This is a genomic window from Rhodococcus sp. P4_C10 (assembly GCF_056402135.1).
In genome coordinates this window covers 12,071-26,907 of record NZ_JBFUHZ010000009.1, presented here as the reverse complement: position 1 = coordinate 26,907, position 14,837 = coordinate 12,071, and the positions used below count along the sequence as shown (strand labels likewise).

At 69.9% G+C, this 14,837-nt stretch carries 13 protein-coding genes; 5 read left to right on the top strand and 8 right to left on the bottom strand.

Annotated features, from left to right (window positions below; translation table 11 throughout):
• The 5 genes from AC1DWC_RS07365 to AC1DWC_RS07345 all read right to left on the bottom strand — a co-directional run bounded on the left by AC1DWC_RS07365 (window position 1) and on the right by AC1DWC_RS07345 (window position 4,282).
• Entirely contained in the window at window positions 1-627 is a 627-nt protein-coding gene (locus AC1DWC_RS07365; protein ID WP_477906803.1) for a maleylpyruvate isomerase family mycothiol-dependent enzyme, read from the bottom strand.
• Window positions 628-692: 65 nt separating this feature from the next.
• A complete protein-coding gene (locus tag AC1DWC_RS07360; protein WP_477906802.1) occupies window positions 693-1,409 on the bottom strand; it encodes a type 1 glutamine amidotransferase in 717 nt (238 codons plus the stop codon).
• Entirely contained in the window at window positions 1,402-2,661 is a 1,260-nt protein-coding gene (locus AC1DWC_RS07355) for a DUF1727 domain-containing protein (RefSeq protein ID WP_477842706.1), read from the bottom strand. Before AC1DWC_RS07355 ends, AC1DWC_RS07360 begins: the two co-directional genes overlap by 8 nt.
• A gap of 102 nt (window positions 2,662-2,763) precedes the next feature.
• Window positions 2,764-3,717, bottom strand: a complete 954-nt coding sequence (locus AC1DWC_RS07350) for an EamA family transporter (protein ID WP_477906801.1) — start codon at window positions 3,715-3,717, stop codon at window positions 2,764-2,766.
• A gap of 91 nt (window positions 3,718-3,808) precedes the next feature.
• Window positions 3,809-4,282 carry an SRPBCC domain-containing protein gene (locus AC1DWC_RS07345; protein ID WP_477906800.1) on the bottom strand — a complete coding sequence of 158 codons (474 nt, stop codon included), beginning with the start codon at window positions 4,280-4,282 and terminating at the stop codon, window positions 3,809-3,811.
• 85 nt (window positions 4,283-4,367) lie between these two features.
• On the opposite strand from AC1DWC_RS07345, the gene AC1DWC_RS07340 reads away from it, so the two are divergent.
• Entirely contained in the window at window positions 4,368-5,267 is a 900-nt protein-coding gene (locus tag AC1DWC_RS07340; RefSeq protein WP_477906799.1) for a LysR family transcriptional regulator, read from the top strand.
• Between the two features lie 85 nt (window positions 5,268-5,352).
• Here the strand turns inward: AC1DWC_RS07340 and AC1DWC_RS07335 are convergent, their stop codons facing one another.
• Complete coding sequence (locus AC1DWC_RS07335; RefSeq protein ID WP_477842714.1) at window positions 5,353-5,730, bottom strand: SHOCT domain-containing protein; 378 nt, start codon at window positions 5,728-5,730, stop codon at window positions 5,353-5,355.
• A 189-nt stretch (window positions 5,731-5,919) separates the two neighbouring features.
• On the opposite strand from AC1DWC_RS07335, the gene AC1DWC_RS07330 reads away from it, so the two are divergent.
• The 3 genes from AC1DWC_RS07330 to AC1DWC_RS07320 are packed head-to-tail and all read left to right on the top strand — an operon-like array spanning window position 5,920 to window position 8,703.
• The gene (locus tag AC1DWC_RS07330) at window positions 5,920-6,345 is read left to right on the top strand and encodes a DUF6325 family protein (RefSeq protein WP_072846681.1); all 426 of its coding nucleotides are present in this window, start codon (window positions 5,920-5,922) and stop codon (window positions 6,343-6,345) included.
• A gap of 45 nt (window positions 6,346-6,390) precedes the next feature.
• Window positions 6,391-6,741 carry an SHOCT domain-containing protein gene (locus AC1DWC_RS07325; protein WP_477906798.1) on the top strand — a complete coding sequence of 117 codons (351 nt, stop codon included), beginning with the start codon at window positions 6,391-6,393 and terminating at the stop codon, window positions 6,739-6,741.
• A gap of 54 nt (window positions 6,742-6,795) precedes the next feature.
• The gene (locus AC1DWC_RS07320) at window positions 6,796-8,703 is read left to right on the top strand and encodes an alkyl/aryl-sulfatase (protein ID WP_477906797.1); all 1,908 of its coding nucleotides are present in this window, start codon (window positions 6,796-6,798) and stop codon (window positions 8,701-8,703) included.
• Between the two features lie 49 nt (window positions 8,704-8,752).
• Here the strand turns inward: AC1DWC_RS07320 and AC1DWC_RS07315 are convergent, their stop codons facing one another.
• Both AC1DWC_RS07315 and leuA read right to left on the bottom strand, forming a co-directional pair.
• Complete coding sequence (locus AC1DWC_RS07315; protein WP_477906796.1) at window positions 8,753-10,879, bottom strand: oxidoreductase; 2,127 nt, start codon at window positions 10,877-10,879, stop codon at window positions 8,753-8,755.
• A 120-nt stretch (window positions 10,880-10,999) separates the two neighbouring features.
• Window positions 11,000-12,808 carry a 2-isopropylmalate synthase gene (leuA, locus tag AC1DWC_RS07310; RefSeq protein WP_477842721.1) on the bottom strand — a complete coding sequence of 603 codons (1,809 nt, stop codon included), beginning with the start codon at window positions 12,806-12,808 and terminating at the stop codon, window positions 11,000-11,002.
• Window positions 12,809-13,022: 214 nt separating this feature from the next.
• On the opposite strand from leuA, the gene AC1DWC_RS07305 reads away from it, so the two are divergent.
• On the top strand, window positions 13,023-14,729 hold the full coding sequence (locus AC1DWC_RS07305; RefSeq protein ID WP_477906795.1) for a SulP family inorganic anion transporter: 1,707 nt from the start codon (window positions 13,023-13,025) through the stop codon (window positions 14,727-14,729).
• The last annotated feature ends 108 nt before the right edge of the window (window positions 14,730-14,837 follow it).

The window sequence follows — 14,837 nt, the reverse complement described above, 5'->3', positions numbered from 1 at the left end:
CTACATCTGCTCGGTGAGCGTGGCGAGGCCGTCGCCGGACAGGTCGGCCAGCGCGACGTCGCGGCCGGTCATCGCCATCAGCAACGAGAGCATCGGGCCGGTGACCTCCGGCCCGGAGCCGGTGGACCAGTCGACGTCGGTCGCGCGCAGCGTCACACCGGCGATCCGGCTCTTGGTGCCGATCAGCAGATTCGAGCCCTTGTAGAAGTCGGCCACCCGGACCACATCGTCCGCCGGGTAGGTGTGCGCGATGCCGAGCGGCCGTCGGATGTCCTCGGCATGCACGATCGTCTCGCCGAGCCAGGAGTCGGCGGGGCCGGGCGGCGACGACGTGGACCCCCGCACGGACCGGAACTCCGCGAGCGTGTCGGCGGGGGTGCCCGCGGTCTCGCGGGCGATGTTCTTGGCCGTGAACGACTCGAAGCGGAACCCGGTCCCGAACATGCCGAGGACGAACTTGGCCGGGGTCATCTTCGCGGTCGCGGTCATGTGACCCAGCGTCTCCCACACCGACCACCCGCGGCACAGCGACGGCGTGGACCACTGGTCCTCACGCAGGGACGCGAGATCGTCGGTCAGGGCGCCGCGCTCGGCGTGGATCGCGGGCCACGGGCTTGCAGCAGGCATCTGTCCTCCCGGGACGAGGTGTACCCCTCACTGGAGCTGAAGCTACACCCGTCGCCGCGTCGCCGTCAGCGACCGACCGCGAGCCGTTCCCGGCGCAGCCGGTCCACCTCGTCGAGCTGTAGCGGTGCCAGCGCGTCCACACCCGTGGCCCGGGCCAGCAGCAGGTCCGCCAGTTCCGGGTTCCGGGCCAGCACCGGCCCGTGCATGTAGGTGCTGACCACGGAGCCCTGCACCACGCCCTCGAGCCCGTCGCCGACGCCGTTGCCGACGCCGTGGGTGACGCGGCCGAGTGCCGTCGCGTCGGGGCCGAGAGTCGTTCCGCCGCGGTGGTTCTCGAACCCGGTCAGCGGCTGCGTCAACCCGCCGAGCAGCGGCCGGGTGATCACCTCGCCGATCGACCGCGTGGCCTGCGGCGACGTGGTGACGTCCAGCATCGACACGCCCTCGACGCGGTCGCCGCCGGAGGTCTCGTACCAGTGCCCGAGCACCTGGATGGCCGCGCAGATCGCCAGCACCGGCGCGCCGCGCTCGGCGGCCTTCTGCAGCCCCGGGTACCGGGCCAGGTGCCGCGTGGCGAGCCGCTGCGCCGCGTCCTCCGCGCCGCCGAGGGTGTACACGTCCAGCGAGTCCGGCACCGGGTCGGACAGCGTGATCTCCACGATCTCCGCGTCCAGGCCGCGCATCCGCAGTCGTTGCCGCAGGATCAGGGCGTTGCCGCTGTCGCCGTAGGTGCCCATCACGTCGGGCAGCACCAGGCCGATCCGCACCGTCGACTCAGACATCCTTGTCCTCCTTGGCGATGGCGGTGTTCAGGTCGCGGAACGCGGTGTAGTTCGCGAGCACCTCGACTCGGCCCGGCGGGCAGGACGCGATGGCGCGCAACGGGTCCGGCTCCAGCGTGTGCTCCACGCCGGCGTAGGTCAGGCGCACCGCGAGGTCGGTGGCGCGTTCGCCCGCGGCCACCACCTTGACGCCTTCGAAGTGCTCGAAGCGCACGTCCCAGAGCCAGGACAGGTCCTCGCCGTCCGGAACCTGACCGTTGACCGCGATGACCAGCCCGTCGACGTCGGGGTCGATCATCGACAGAGCCTCCTGCCAGCCCGCCGGGTTCTTGGCGAGCAGCATCCGCAGCGAGTGCGGGCCCACCTGTACGGCGGCGTACCGGCCGGCGATCTCGCGGACCGCGGACGCGGCGGCGACGGCGTCGGCCGGGGCCGCGCCCATCGTCACCGCGGCGGCCACGGCCTGGGCGGCATTGCCGCGGTTGGCCTTTCCGGGCAGGGCCAGCGTCATCGGCAGGACCAGGCCGTCCGGGCCGTAGAGGTTCTCGTCGTCGAGCCACCACTGGGGGGTGGGCCGCTCGAAGTCGGTGCCGGTGCTGCGCCAGTGGTTGTAGGCGATGCCCGTCGCGTCGCCCGTGCGTTCCTCCCAGACGATGGGCTCACCGCTGCGCGGGCAGCTCACGGAGTCCCCGGCCCAGCCGCCGCCCGCCGCGACCCACACCACGTTCGGTGCGTCGTAGGCGGCGGACGCGACCAGCACGTCGTCGCAGTTGGCGATGACGACGGCGCCGGGGTGGCGGGCCAGCCCGGCCCGCAGCTTGCGCTCGATCATGTTGATCTCGCCGACCCGGTCGAGCTGGTCGCGGCTGAGGTTCAGCAGCACCACCGCGTCCGGGTTCAGTGCGTCGCTCACGTGGGGGACGTGCAGCTCGTCGACCTCGATCGCGGCCAGCGGCGCGTCCACGTGGACGCTCAGCGCGGCGACGATGCCGGCGTCCATGTTGGCGCCGTCGGCCTGGGTGGCGACGTCGTCGACGGTGGCGAGCGCCGCCGCGGTCATCCGGGTGGTGGTGGACTTGCCGTTGGTGCCGGTGATCAGCACCGTCCGCTTGCCGCTGCCGAGCTGCGACATCAGGGTCGGGTCGATCTTGAGCGCGATCAACCCGCCGATCATCGAACCCTTGCCCCGGCCGGCCTTCTGCGAGGCCCAGGACGCGGCCGCGGCGGCGCGCAGTGCGAGCCGGCCGCGCACGGAGAACCGAGTGCGCTGGTGGGTCGACCCAGAATTCCCCGGGCTCGTTGCCCCACGATCGTCAATTGCCACGGGCAGAGTTTTCCACACCGGACCGATCGGTCAGACGCGTGCCGCCACCGGGGTGGGGGAGGTCACGGGTGCTGCCGAATCCGGCGTGGGCGCGGTGAGGGGCGGGTCCGCCGGGCGAGGGTTCGACCGCAGGGTCCCGAATAGGCAGCCGCCGACGACCACCACCGCGCCGGCGAGGGCGAGCGGGCTCGGCTGTTCGTCGAGTACCAGCCAGGCAGCGCCGATACCGACCACCGGCACCAGCAGCGACAGCGGCGCGACGGTGCTCGCCGGGTACCGGCTCATCAGCACGGTCCAGAGGCCGGATCCGGCGATGGTGCCCAGGACGACGATGTACGCGAGTCCGGCCAGGGCGGGCCAGCCGCCCGGGCTCAGCGACTGTCCGAGGGCGGACCAGCCGGTGGTGGGTCCCTCGACCGCTGCGGACAGCGCCAGGAGCGGCAGCGGCGGGATCACGGTCATCCACAGCATCAGCCGCATCGGGTTGTCCGGCCGGGCCAGCCGGCTGCCGATGTTGCCGAACGCCCAGCCCAGCGCGGCGAGCAGGGTGAGCAGCAGCGGCAGCAACGTCGCGTGCTGGGCCCGGTCCCAGCCGATCATCGTCATGCCGGCCACGGCGACCGCTATGCCGAGCAGTTGCCGTCGGCTCACGCGTTCGCGGAGCAGCACCGCACCCAGCAGCACCGTGAAGGGGGCGGCCGACTGCAACACCAGGGACGCCAGTCCGGTCGGCATCCCGGTGCTCATGGCCCAGAACAGGAACGCGAACTGCACGACGCCGAACCCGGCGCCGTAGAGCAGCAGCCACCGCAGCGGCACGGCCGGGCGGGGGACGAACAGGACCACGGGGACCGCGATGACCAGGAAGCGGAGCCCGGCGAAGAAGTACGGCGGGAAATGGTCGAGGCCGGCGCGGATGGCCAGGAAGTTCAGCCCCCACAGCAGCACGACGGTCAGTCCGAGCAGGCGGTCGCGAGTGGTCACCCGGACAATGGTGCGCCAACCTAAACATCAGGACAATCGAATATAACTGGATGATTCATGTAGATTTGCTGCACGAATCGTAACTCCGGGCCTACCCGTGGGTCTGTTCCAGATGTTCCTCGAGCAGATCGAGGAACTCGCCCTTGTCGTCACCGACCTTGGCGAGCAGGCCGCTTGCCAGCAGCAGCCACGACACCAGCTGCGAGCCGAGGCGCCCGGCAAAGGCCGGGCGGAAGCGGATGGACTCGGTCAGGACGTAGCCGTTGCCCTCGGGTTCCATGGTGAGCGTCACGTCCTGGCGGATGCCGCGCTGCTTTCCGGAGTACGTGATCAACTCGTGCGGCACGTACCGGGTGATGCTCCACCGCACGACGTCGAAGTCGCACTCCTCACCGTGCTTGCTGTCCCAGCTCTGTCCCGCGGCCATCTCGAAGTCGGGAGGCAGGACCGTCTCCGTCTTGTGCTCCTCGTACGCTCCGCACTCCACCGGATGGGTGAAGGCGTTCCAGATGGTCTGCCGGTCGCCTTCCAAGCGACGCCAGTTGCTGAAAGATGCGTACCCCACGAGGTCCCCCCGATCGGTGGATGCGAATGTCCCGAGCTCGGTCGGCGCCGGGAACGTTGTCCGGCGAATACCGTAGCTTCACCGCATGGATGTCGAGCGCCTCCGGGTCCTCCGCGAACTGGCCGACCGGGGCACGGTGGCCGCGACCGCCGTCGCGATGAACCTGACTCCGTCCGCGGTCTCCCAGCAACTGAAGGTCCTCGCCCGGGAGGCGGGCGTCCCCATCCTCGAACCGGACGGCCGCCGGGTCCGGCTCACCGCCGCCGGGCAGGCACTGGTGCTGCGGGCCGAGGACGTGCTGGCGGCGCTGGACCGGGCAACCGCGGAGATGGACTCCTACCGCGGCTCGCCCCGGGGGCGGGTGCGGGTGGCGTTGTTCCCCTCGGGCGCCGCGTTGATGCTGCCCGGCCTGCTGCGCCGCCTCGCCGGCTCCGGGGTCGACGTCGAGGCGCAGGACGTGGACGAACCCGCGTCGGTGGTGCCGCAGCTGCTGGCGGACTTCGACGTGATCCTCACCCACCGGGACGAGCGCGCGCCGACCGTGGCGTCGCCGCGGGTCCGGATCGAGGAGTTGATGCGCGAACCCATCGACCTGGTGCTCTGGCCCGGGCATCCGCTGGCGGGCCGGGCGGGGGTCGAACTCGACGAACTGGCGGAGGAGAGCTGGATCAGCGTGCGCGGCGGGTTCCCGGTGGACGACGTGCTGGAGTCGGTGGCCGCGGTGACCGGAGTCCGGCCGCGGGTGGTGCAGCGGATCAACGACTTCCGGGTGATCGAGGAGCTGGTCGCGGCCGGTCACGGGGTGGCGCTGATGCCGAGGCATGCGGTCGCCCACCCCGGCCTGGTGCACACGCACCTGGCGGGTATCCGGGCGGCGCGGATCTACGATCTGGCCACTCGGCCGGCCGCCGCGGAGCGCCCGGCGGTGGAGGCGGTGCTCGACGCCTTCCGTGCCGAGGCGCGGGCCGTGGTCGAGCGGGGGTAGTCAGCGCAACGGCACCGGGCCCACCTGGKGGCGGGAGCCTCGGTGCCGTTGCGGCGCAGTCGGACCAGCCGACTCCGGCGAGAGGTCAGGCGAGCGCCTTGGCCTTGAGTGCCTGGAACTCCGTCTCGGTGATGGTGCCACTGTCGAGCAGGGCCTTGGCGTCCGCGATGTGTTCGGCGGGTGACTTACCGCTGGCCACCTGCTTGATGTACGCGTCCTGCTGGTCCCTCATGTGCTGAGCCGCCCGCACGGAGCGCTTGGTCATCGCGTCGCCGTTGACGATCAGGTAGATCAGCGCGGTGATGAATGGCACGAATATGAGGAAGACGATCCAGAGTGCCTTCACCCAGCCCGAGGTCCCCTCGGTGCGGAAGAGGTCGCCGATGATCGAGAAGAGCAGCATCAGGTAGGCGATGAAGGCGAAGCAGACGATGATGTACCAGATGATGTCCCAGAACGACATGTGAGGCTCCTGTTTCTCCAGTGGATCCGAGTGTTCGCCTGAGGATCGCAGACAGCAGTCGAGCCCGCCTCACTCTTCACAGGTGAAAGAGCGCAGCAGCGGGTGAACATTCGGTGACCTCCGGGTGGGGGCGCGCCGGGGCTCCGGACTACCGCACGTGGCGGCCGTCGAGCGCGCAGAATGGACGCCATGACTGAGCCAGTGAACATAGGTCCGGTGGAGCTCGTGGTCCTGAGCTTTCCCGGCGTGCGCGTGGATCCCGCGGCCGTTCAGGCCATCCAGGACGTGGTCGATCGTGGCTACGTGACACTGCTCGACCTCGTCTACATCGCCAAGGATGCGGACGGGAACATCACCCAGATCGACGTCGACGAGGACCTCGACGACATCGGACTTGCCATCCTCTCGATCGAGGCCAAGGCCCTGATCAGCGACGAGGACCTGGACGTGGTCCGGGATTCGCTCGAGCCGAACTCGTCGGCCGCGATCATCGTCTACGAGGAGACCTGGGCCCGGAACGTGGCCACCACCGTCACCGCGGCCGGCGGCGAGGTCGCGCTGCACGTCCAGATCCCGCGGGACGACGTCCTGGCGGCCATCAACGCGGTCCTCTGACCGGTCCCACCCACACCGAAATTTCTTCGCAGACAGGAGAATCCCATGGTTTTCAGGGCAAGGCGCGTCGGGCGTCCCGGGTTGCTCGGCACCGTCGCGCGCACCGCGGTGGTCGCGGGTACCGCACAGGCGACGTCGAACGCGATGAACCGCCGGTCTCAGCGGAAGGCCGAGGAACAGCAGGCCTACACCGACCAGCAGGCGGAGCAGCAGGCCGCGCAGCAGCAGGCCGCGTATGCGCAGCAGGTTCAGGCGCAGCAGGCAGCAGCGCCGGCAGCAGCGCCGGCCGGGGGTGACGACCTGATCGCCAAGCTGAAGCAACTCGGGCAGCTGCGCGACTCCGGAGTGCTCACCGACGACGAGTTCGCGGCCGCGAAGGCCAAGCTGCTCGGCTGACGCCGAAGCCGAGTTCGACCGGTTCGCATCGACAACCTCAGGAGAGGCAACCGCATGTCAGAGCCCGACGGAGCAACGCCCGAGATCACGACGGCCAACGCGGGTGTCGCGGAGGGCCTGCCGTTTTTCGATGATTCGGACTTCCTGGATGCGGAGCGCGGTTTCGTGGCCGCGCTGACTCCGGGTGTCGTGACGGGAGATGCCGGAACGGTGGTGTGGGACAACGACTCCTACGCGTTCCTCGAGGAGCCGTGCCCACCCACCGCGAACCCGAGCCTGTGGCGTCAGTCCAGGCTGGTCGCCAAGCAGGGCCTGTTCGAGGTGGCCGAACGGATCTACCAGGTCCGGGGCCTCGACCTGTCGAACATGACCCTGGTCGAGGGCGAGGCCGGTGTCATCGTCATCGACCCGCTGATCTCGGCCGAGACGGCGGCCGCCGCGCTCGCGCTCTACCGCGCGCACCGCGGCGACCGCCCCGTCACCGCGGTGATCTACACGCACTCGCACATCGACCACTTCGGCGGCGTCAAGGGCGTCACCACCGCAGAGGAGGTGGCCGCGGGCCGCTGCGCGATCCTCGCCCCGGTAGGGCTCGTCGAGCACGCGGTGGCGGAGAATGTCTACGCCGGCACCGCGATGGGCCGCCGGGCCGCGTACATGTACGGCGCCGCGCTGCCCCGCGGGCCGCGCGGCGCGATCGGCGCGGGGCTGGGGCAGACCACCTCGACCGGTACCCCGACCCTCCTCACCCCGACCGTCGACGTGTCCAGGACCGGCCAGGTCGAGACGGTCGACGGGGTTCGCATCGAGTTCCAGATGACGCCGGGCACCGAGGCGCCGTCGGAGATGAACTTCTACTTCCCGGACCTGCGCGCGCTCTGCATGGCGGAGAACGCCACCCACACCCTGCACAACCTGCTCACCCTGCGCGGCGCACTGGTTCGGGACCCGCACGTGTGGTCCAAGTACCTGACCGAGTCGATCAACCGCTACGCCGCGCGGTCCGACGTCCTGTTCGCCTCGCACCACTGGCCGACCTGGGGCACCGAACGGCTCACCGAGTTCCTGTCCCTGCAGCGCGACCTCTACGGCTACCTGCACGACCAGACGTTGCGACGGATCAACCAGGGGCGCACCGGGATCGAGATCGCCGAGGAGTTCGAACTGCCACCCGCCGTGGCGCGGGCCTGGCACACCCGCGGCTACTACGGGTCGGTCAGCCACAACGTCAAGGCCGTCTACCAGCGCTACATGGGCTGGTTCGACGGCAACCCCGCCCACCTGTGGGAACACCCGCCCACCGAGTCGGCGAAACGGCACGTCGAGTTCATGGGCGGTGCCGCCGAGGTGCTGCGCAAGGCCCGTGAGTCCTTCGCCGCCGGGGACTTCCGCTGGGTCGCACAGGTGGTGAACTACGTGATCTTCGCCGACCCGGACAACGCGGAGGCGAGGGCGTTGCAGGCCGACACGTACGAGCAGCTCGGCTTCGGGGCAGAGAACGGGACCTGGCGGAACTTCTATCTCACCGGGGCGTACGAGCTGCGACACGGCTCGGTCGGGACGCCGACCAGTCCGTCCGCGCCGGACATCGCGGCGGCGCTGTCGGTGGAGCAGGTGTTCGACGCGCTGTCGCTGCGGATCGACGGTCCGCGGGCGTGGGCGGCGCAGGTGGTCGTCGACTGGCACGTCACCGACGAGGACCTCGTGCACCGGACGCAGCTGCGCAACGGTCTGCTGGTGCACTTCGACATCGACGGAGACCTCGGCGCCGAGTTCCCGGCGGCCGACGCTACTTTCACGTTGGCGCGACCATTGCTGCTCGGGGTACTGCTCGGCGGGGTGGACCTCGGAGCCGCGATCGCCGACGGCCGGATCGTGGCGGAGGGCGACCTCGGCAAGCTGGCCGAGCTCGCCGGCTACCTCGACGCGCCCGACCCGGACTTCTCGATCGTCACCCCTTAGCCACGTAGTCGCGGTGAGATCTGTTGGCCGCGGCTGAGTTACGACGCGCTCAGATCTCGGTGGCCACCTTCCACGCCGAGTGCATCGCACCTTCGATGTAGTCGACCTCGCCGGCGTCACCGACGACGCGGACGTCGACGCCGTCGCGGGCCAGCGCGTCGGCCAGCGGTGCCGCCGCCGAGACACCCGACGCGACGACGACCATGTTCGCCGGCGCGGACAGGGTCTCGCCGCCGACCGTGAACTCCACCGACTTGCGGTTGATGCGCTCGACCGTCGCGTTGCGCTGGATGTTCACGCCCAGCTCGCCGGCGTGCTTGACCGCGGTCCAGCGGCGCGGCATCGCCATCGGCACACCGAGCTGCTGGCCCTCCTCGATCAGGGTCACCCGGCTGCCCCGCTCCGCCAGGAACTCCGCCAGTTCGAGGCCGACGAGCGATCCGCCGATGACGACGACGTTCTTGCTCATCGGCAGGAACCTGAGGAACTTGCGGCTCAGGACGCGGATCTTCTCGGGGCTCTTGGTGATCCCGGCGAGCCCGCCGAGCTTGCCCATGGTGCGCAGGAACAGCGACTGGTCCGAGACATCGCCGGCGCCGGTCATCAGGGCGCGGAGGCTGTCGCCGGTGTGCACGTGGGGCAGGTTGCCGCCCGGCACGCTCGGCCGCGCACGAACCGCACCGGTGGCGACCACGACGACGTCGGGCGCGAGGGCCTTGACCGTGGCGGCGGTGGCGTCGGTCTTCAGTCGGAATTCGACACCGAGACGCGTCGCTTCGTGGGTGAGCCAGTTCAGCAGTCGCTCGTTGTCGGGCGTGGTCAACGTGGAGAACCACAGGGTGCCGCCGAGGCGGTCGGTCTTGTCCAGCACGGTGACGCGGTGGCCGCGCTCGCTCGCGACGCGCGCGGTCTCGAGGCCGCCCGGGCCGGCGCCGACCACCACGACGTGCTTGCGGGCCGTCGTGGTCGGGAACGGGAGCAGCGTCTCGTTGCCCAGCGCCGGGTTGACCGCACACAGCGGGGTGTCGTCCCAGAAGTTCTCCTGCACGCAGACGTAGCAGTTGATGCAGGGACGGACCTGCGCGGTGCGCCCCGTCTCGAGCTTGTTGACCAGTTCCGGGTCCGCCAGCAGCTGACGGCCCATCGCGACGAAGTCGGTGCGGCCTTCGGCGATCATCTTCTCGCCGACCTCGGGAAGCATGCGACCGACGGTGATGACCGGGATCGACACCGCGCGCTTCACCGCCGCCGCATTGTCGGTGTAGTAGCCGACCTTGTTGGGCAGCGGGCCGTCGGTGAAGTTCGCGAAGGCATTCAGCGCGGTGCCCGTGACGTGGATGGCGTCCGCGCCGGCCGCCTCGAACATGGCGGCCGCGCCGGCGGCCTCCTCGGGGGTCAGGCCGTCGGACTCGCCGTACTCCTGCCCGGCCAGACGCACGATGACGGCGAGGCTGTCGCCGACCTCGTCCTTGACCGCGCGGATCACCTCGCACGTCAGCCGGGCCCGGTTCTCCAGGGATCCGCCGTACTCGTCGGTGCGCTGGTTCGAGTAGCGGCTCAGGAAGCCGCCGAGCACGTAGTTGTGGGCGCAGTGGATCTCGACCGCGTCGCCGCCGGCGGCCTTCACCCGGCCGGCCGCCTCCGCGAACATCCGGACCAGCCAGTCGAGATCTTCCTTGGTGGCCTCGCGGTAGGTGGCCTTCTTGCCCTCCTGGATGGCGGCCATCTTCCCGAGCTCCTCGGGGGTGCAGTCGGCCATCGCGCTCATGTCACCGGGCGGCTTCGGAATGGACGGCACCAGCTGCGGGCGGCCGTCGAGGGTGTCGATCCGGGCGACCTTGCCGTGGTGAGTCATCTGCACGCAGAGCTTGCTGCCGGTCTCGTGGACCGCGTCGGCGAGGGCCTTCAGTCCGGGAATGAACCGGTCCTCGGACAGACCCGGTTCCTTGCGGCTGGTGCAGCCCGCCGGGTAGGCGACGGCGCAGCAGCCCGTGATGATCATCCCGGTGCCGCCCTCGGCGCGGGCCGCGAAGTGGTCGATGTCGCCCTGATGGATCTCGCCGTCCTCGCAGAGGTTCATGTCCATGGCAGGGAGGACGACCCTGTTGCTCAGCGTCATCGGCCCGATGGCGCCGGGAGCGAGCAGGTGCGGGAACGTCTGGTGTCGGGTCGTCACGACCGGTAGTCAATGCGAAACGGGCGCCGGGGTGGTGCTCGTTTCCGATCAGCGGGACTGGGTCCACCGCGCAGAAAGGGGCCGCACCCCGACGGGTGCGGCCCCTTTACGGAGTCTCGCTCAGTGCGCCCGGTTGACCGCCGAGACGACGGCCCGCAGCGAGGCGGTGGTGATCGAGGTGGCGACGCCGACGCCCCACACGACCTTGTTGGTGCCGTCCGGGGTGGTGACCGCGGCCTCCACGTACGCGGCGGCCTTGGCGTCGTCGCCCGCCGACATGGCGTGCTCGCTGTAGTCCAGGACCCGAACGTCGAAGCCGACCGTGGCGATCGCGTCGACGAACGCGGCCAGCGGGCCGTTGCCGCTGCCCGAGATCTCCTGTTCCTTGCCGCCCACCTTCACCACGGCGGTGATGGAGTCGGTGCCGCCGTCGACCTCGGACGCGGTCACCTTCTGGCGCATCCGCTCGAGCGGGGTGATCGGGGCGAGGTACTCCTCGTTGAAGACGTCCCACATCTCCTTGGGCGAGACCTCGCCGCCCTCGCCGTCGGTCAGCTTCTGCACCGACTGCGAGAACTCCATCTGGAGTCGCCGCGGCAGCACCAGGCCGTGGTCGGCCTTCATGATGTACGCGACGCCGCCCTTGCCGGACTGCGAGTTCACTCGGATGACGGCCTCGTACGTGCGGCCGACGTCCTTCGGGTCGATGGGCAGGTAGGGGACCTGCCACAGGATGTCGGCCACGTCCGCGTCCTGCGAGTCGGCGGTGACCTTCATGTCGTCGAGGCCCTTGTTGATCGCGTCCTGGTGGCTGCCGGAGAACGCGGTGTAGACCAGGTCGCCGCCGTAGGGGTGGCGCTCGGCCACGGGCAGCTGGTTGCAGTACTCGACGGTGCGACGGATCTCGTCGATGTTGGAGAAGTCGATCTGGGGATCGACCCCGCGGGTGAACATGTTCAGGCCGAGCGTGACCAGGCAGACGTTGCCGGTGCGCTCGCCGTTGCCGAACAGGCAGCCCTCGATGCGGTCCGCGCCGGCCTGGTAGCCCAGTTCGGCGGCCGCGACGCCGGTGCCACGGTCGTTGTGCGGGTGCAGCGAGAGGATGACCGAGTCGCGACGCGCCAGGTTGCGGTGCATCCACTCGATCGAGTCGGCGTACACGTTCGGGGTGGCCATCTCGACCGTCGCCGGCAGGTTCAGGATCACCGGGTTGGCCGGGGTGGCGCCGAGGGTCTCGGTGACCGCGTCACAGACCTCCTTGGCGTAGGAGAGCTCGGTGCCGGTGTAGGACTCGGGGGAGTACTCCCAGCGCCAGTTGGTGTCCGGGTACTTCTTGGACTCCGTGAGCACCAGCTCGGCGGCGTCGGTGGCGATCTTCTTGATGACCTCGCGGTCCGCGCGGAAGACCACCCGCCGCTGCAGGATCGAGGTGGAGTTGTAGAAGTGCACGATGACGTTCTCGGCGCCCTCGCACGCCTCGAAGGTGCGGGTGATCAGCTCGGGGCGCGACTGCGTCAGCACCTGGATGGTCACGTCGCTGGGGATCGCGCCGTCCTCGATGATCTCGCGGACGAAGTCGAAGTCCGTCTGGCTCGCCGACGGGAAGCCGACCTCGATCTCCTTGTAGCCCATCCGCACCAGCAGGTCGAACATGCGGCGCTTGCGGGCCGGGCTCATCGGGTCGACGAGCGCCTGGTTGCCGTCACGCAGGTCCACCGCGCACCACATCGGGGCGCGGTCGATGACCTTGTCGGGCCAGGTGCGGTCGGGGAGGGTGACCGGCTCGACCTCGTCGGCGAACGGCCGGTACCGGTAGGTCGGCATGGAGGAGTTCTTCTGCGGGTTCCAGGCGGGCTGGTCGGCAGGGGCAGGCTTGGACGGCGGCGTGATGGTGCGCGATCCAGAAGTAAAAGCGTCGGCGGGTGACATTGACGAATCTCCGAATTGAGGGGACGGGTAGTCCGATGGGTCGACCGGCGCGACTGAACCCCGCGACGGGAAGCCAGTCTGAATCAGACCCCGTCGCGGCGATTAAGAAGGAGCGCCCGCTGCATGTACGGCAGTCTACGCGCCGCCGCGTCGGGGCGGGTCTTCACCCGCCGGGAATGATGACCGGCCGACCTCCGTGCCCGACGCTCGGACGATGGTGTCGATTCCGTCGTCGGTGGGCCGGTGGTTCCGGGAACTGCTACCCGAACGCGGGTTCCTCAAGTCCGACCTCGTGGCCGGAATCCCCGGCGCGATCAGCAGCGTTCCCGACGGCATGGCCTCCGGTGTGCTCGCCGGCGTGAACCCTGTGCACGGTCTGTACGCGAGCTTCGCCGGGCCGGTGTTCGGTGGCCTGCAGACCAGCACCAAGCTGATGGTGATCACCACGACCAGCGCCGCCGCGCTGGCCGCGGGGTCCGCGCTGGCCGAGGTGCCGGAGCCGGACCGGGCCGGGGCGGTGATGTTGTTGACCCTGGTCGCGGGTGCGGTGATGGTGGCGGCCGCCCTGCTCCGGCTCGGCCGGTACACCCGGTTCGTGTCGCACTCCGTGATGACCGGGTTCCTGACCGGGGTGGCGGTCAACATCGTGCTCGGCCAGATCGGCGACCTCGCCGGGGCGAGCGCCACCGGGTCGGTCGCGATTGCGAAGGCCGTCGACGTGCTCGCGCACCCGTCGGCCGTCGACCCGGCGTCGTTGCTGACGGGCCTGCTGGCCCTGTTCCTGCTGGTTGTCCTCTCCCGGACCCGCCTCGCCCTGTTCAGCGCCCTGATCGCGTTGGTGGTGCCCTGCCTGGTGGTGATCGGGTTCGGGCTGGACAGTGTCGCGCGGGTGGCCGACGTCGGGACCATCCCGACCGGGATCCCGCTCCCGCAACTACCCGACTTCGGCCTGCTCTCGCCGTCCCTGGTCGGCGGCGGGTTCGCGGTCGCCGCGATCGTGCTGGTGCAGGGCGTGGGTGTGGCGGAAGCGTCGCCCAACCGGGACGGGTCCCGGTCGCGTCCCAATCGGGACTTCTCCGCGCAGGGCGTGGGCAACATCGCGTCCGGACTGTTCGGCGGGATGCCGGTCGGCGGTTCGGTGGGGCAGACGGCGCTCAACGACTCGGCGGGAGCGAAGAGCCGCTGGGGCGCGATCTTCTCCGGCCTCTGGATGCTCGTCATCCTGGTTGCCTTCTCCGGGTTGGTCGGCAAGGTCCCGATGCCGACGCTGGCCGCGGTCCTGATCTATGCGGCGGTCGGCTCGATCCGGCCCGCCCAGATCCTGTCCATCCTGCGTAGCGGACCGAGTTCGATTCTCGCGCTTGTCATCACCTTCGCGGCCACGCTGGTCCTCCCGGTGACCGCGGCGGTGGGGATCGGCGTGGTCCTGTCGATCCTGTTGCAGCTGAACCAGGAGGCGGTGGACCTGCGAGTGGTCCGGCTGGTGCCGCAGCCGAACGGGACCCTGGTCGAACACGCCGCACCGAACACGTTGAAGGACCGGGAGGTGGTGGTCCTGGATGTGTACGGCAGCCTCTTCTACGCGGGCGCGCGGACGCTCCAGGTCCGGTTGCCGGACCCGGCGAACGCGGAGTCGCCCGAGGTGGTCCTGCGCCTGCGCGGGCGCACCACGCTCGGCGCGACGTTCTTCAAGGTGGTCGCCGACTACGCGGCGCGGCTGGAGGGGCTCGGTGGCCGGTTGTACCTGAGCGGGCTGACTCCGGAGGTGCTCGAGCAGTGGAACCCCGGCCGGCTGGCCGCGCAGGGTGTGGTGCTCGAGACCTTCGCTGCGACCAGCACACTCGGCGAGTCCACCCTCGACGCGGTCGAGGCGGCCGAGCGCCGGTTGGTGCGCGCGGTGGGCGCCGATTACACCAATTGATTGGACCTGGACGCTTGTTTCGTAAAACCGGGACCGTCGCTGACGCCGGTTGGCTACTGTATGGCCGTCGGATCAGGATTTACGCCTCGCTTGTAGCTGGTTTCTGGG

What these genes read in the sequence shown, in the direction of transcription:
- AC1DWC_RS07320 (WP_477906797.1), top strand. Translation starts at nt 6,796, where the DNA reads ATGTCAGAGCCCGACGGAGCAACGCCCGAGATCACGACGGCCAACGCG.
- AC1DWC_RS07325 (WP_477906798.1), top strand. Translation starts at nt 6,391, where the DNA reads ATGGTTTTCAGGGCAAGGCGCGTCGGGCGTCCCGGGTTGCTCGGCACC.
- leuA (WP_477842721.1), bottom strand. Translation starts at nt 12,808, where the DNA reads ATGTCACCCGCCGACGCTTTTACTTCTGGATCGCGCACCATCACGCCG.
- AC1DWC_RS07335 (WP_477842714.1), bottom strand. Translation starts at nt 5,730, where the DNA reads ATGTCGTTCTGGGACATCATCTGGTACATCATCGTCTGCTTCGCCTTC.
- AC1DWC_RS07330 (WP_072846681.1), top strand. Translation starts at nt 5,920, where the DNA reads ATGACTGAGCCAGTGAACATAGGTCCGGTGGAGCTCGTGGTCCTGAGC.
- AC1DWC_RS07340 (WP_477906799.1), top strand. Translation starts at nt 4,368, where the DNA reads ATGGATGTCGAGCGCCTCCGGGTCCTCCGCGAACTGGCCGACCGGGGC.
- AC1DWC_RS07365 (WP_477906803.1), bottom strand. Translation starts at nt 627, where the DNA reads ATGCCTGCTGCAAGCCCGTGGCCCGCGATCCACGCCGAGCGCGGCGCC.
- AC1DWC_RS07360 (WP_477906802.1), bottom strand. Translation starts at nt 1,409, where the DNA reads ATGTCTGAGTCGACGGTGCGGATCGGCCTGGTGCTGCCCGACGTGATG.
- AC1DWC_RS07305 (WP_477906795.1), top strand. Translation starts at nt 13,023, where the DNA reads ATGGTGTCGATTCCGTCGTCGGTGGGCCGGTGGTTCCGGGAACTGCTA.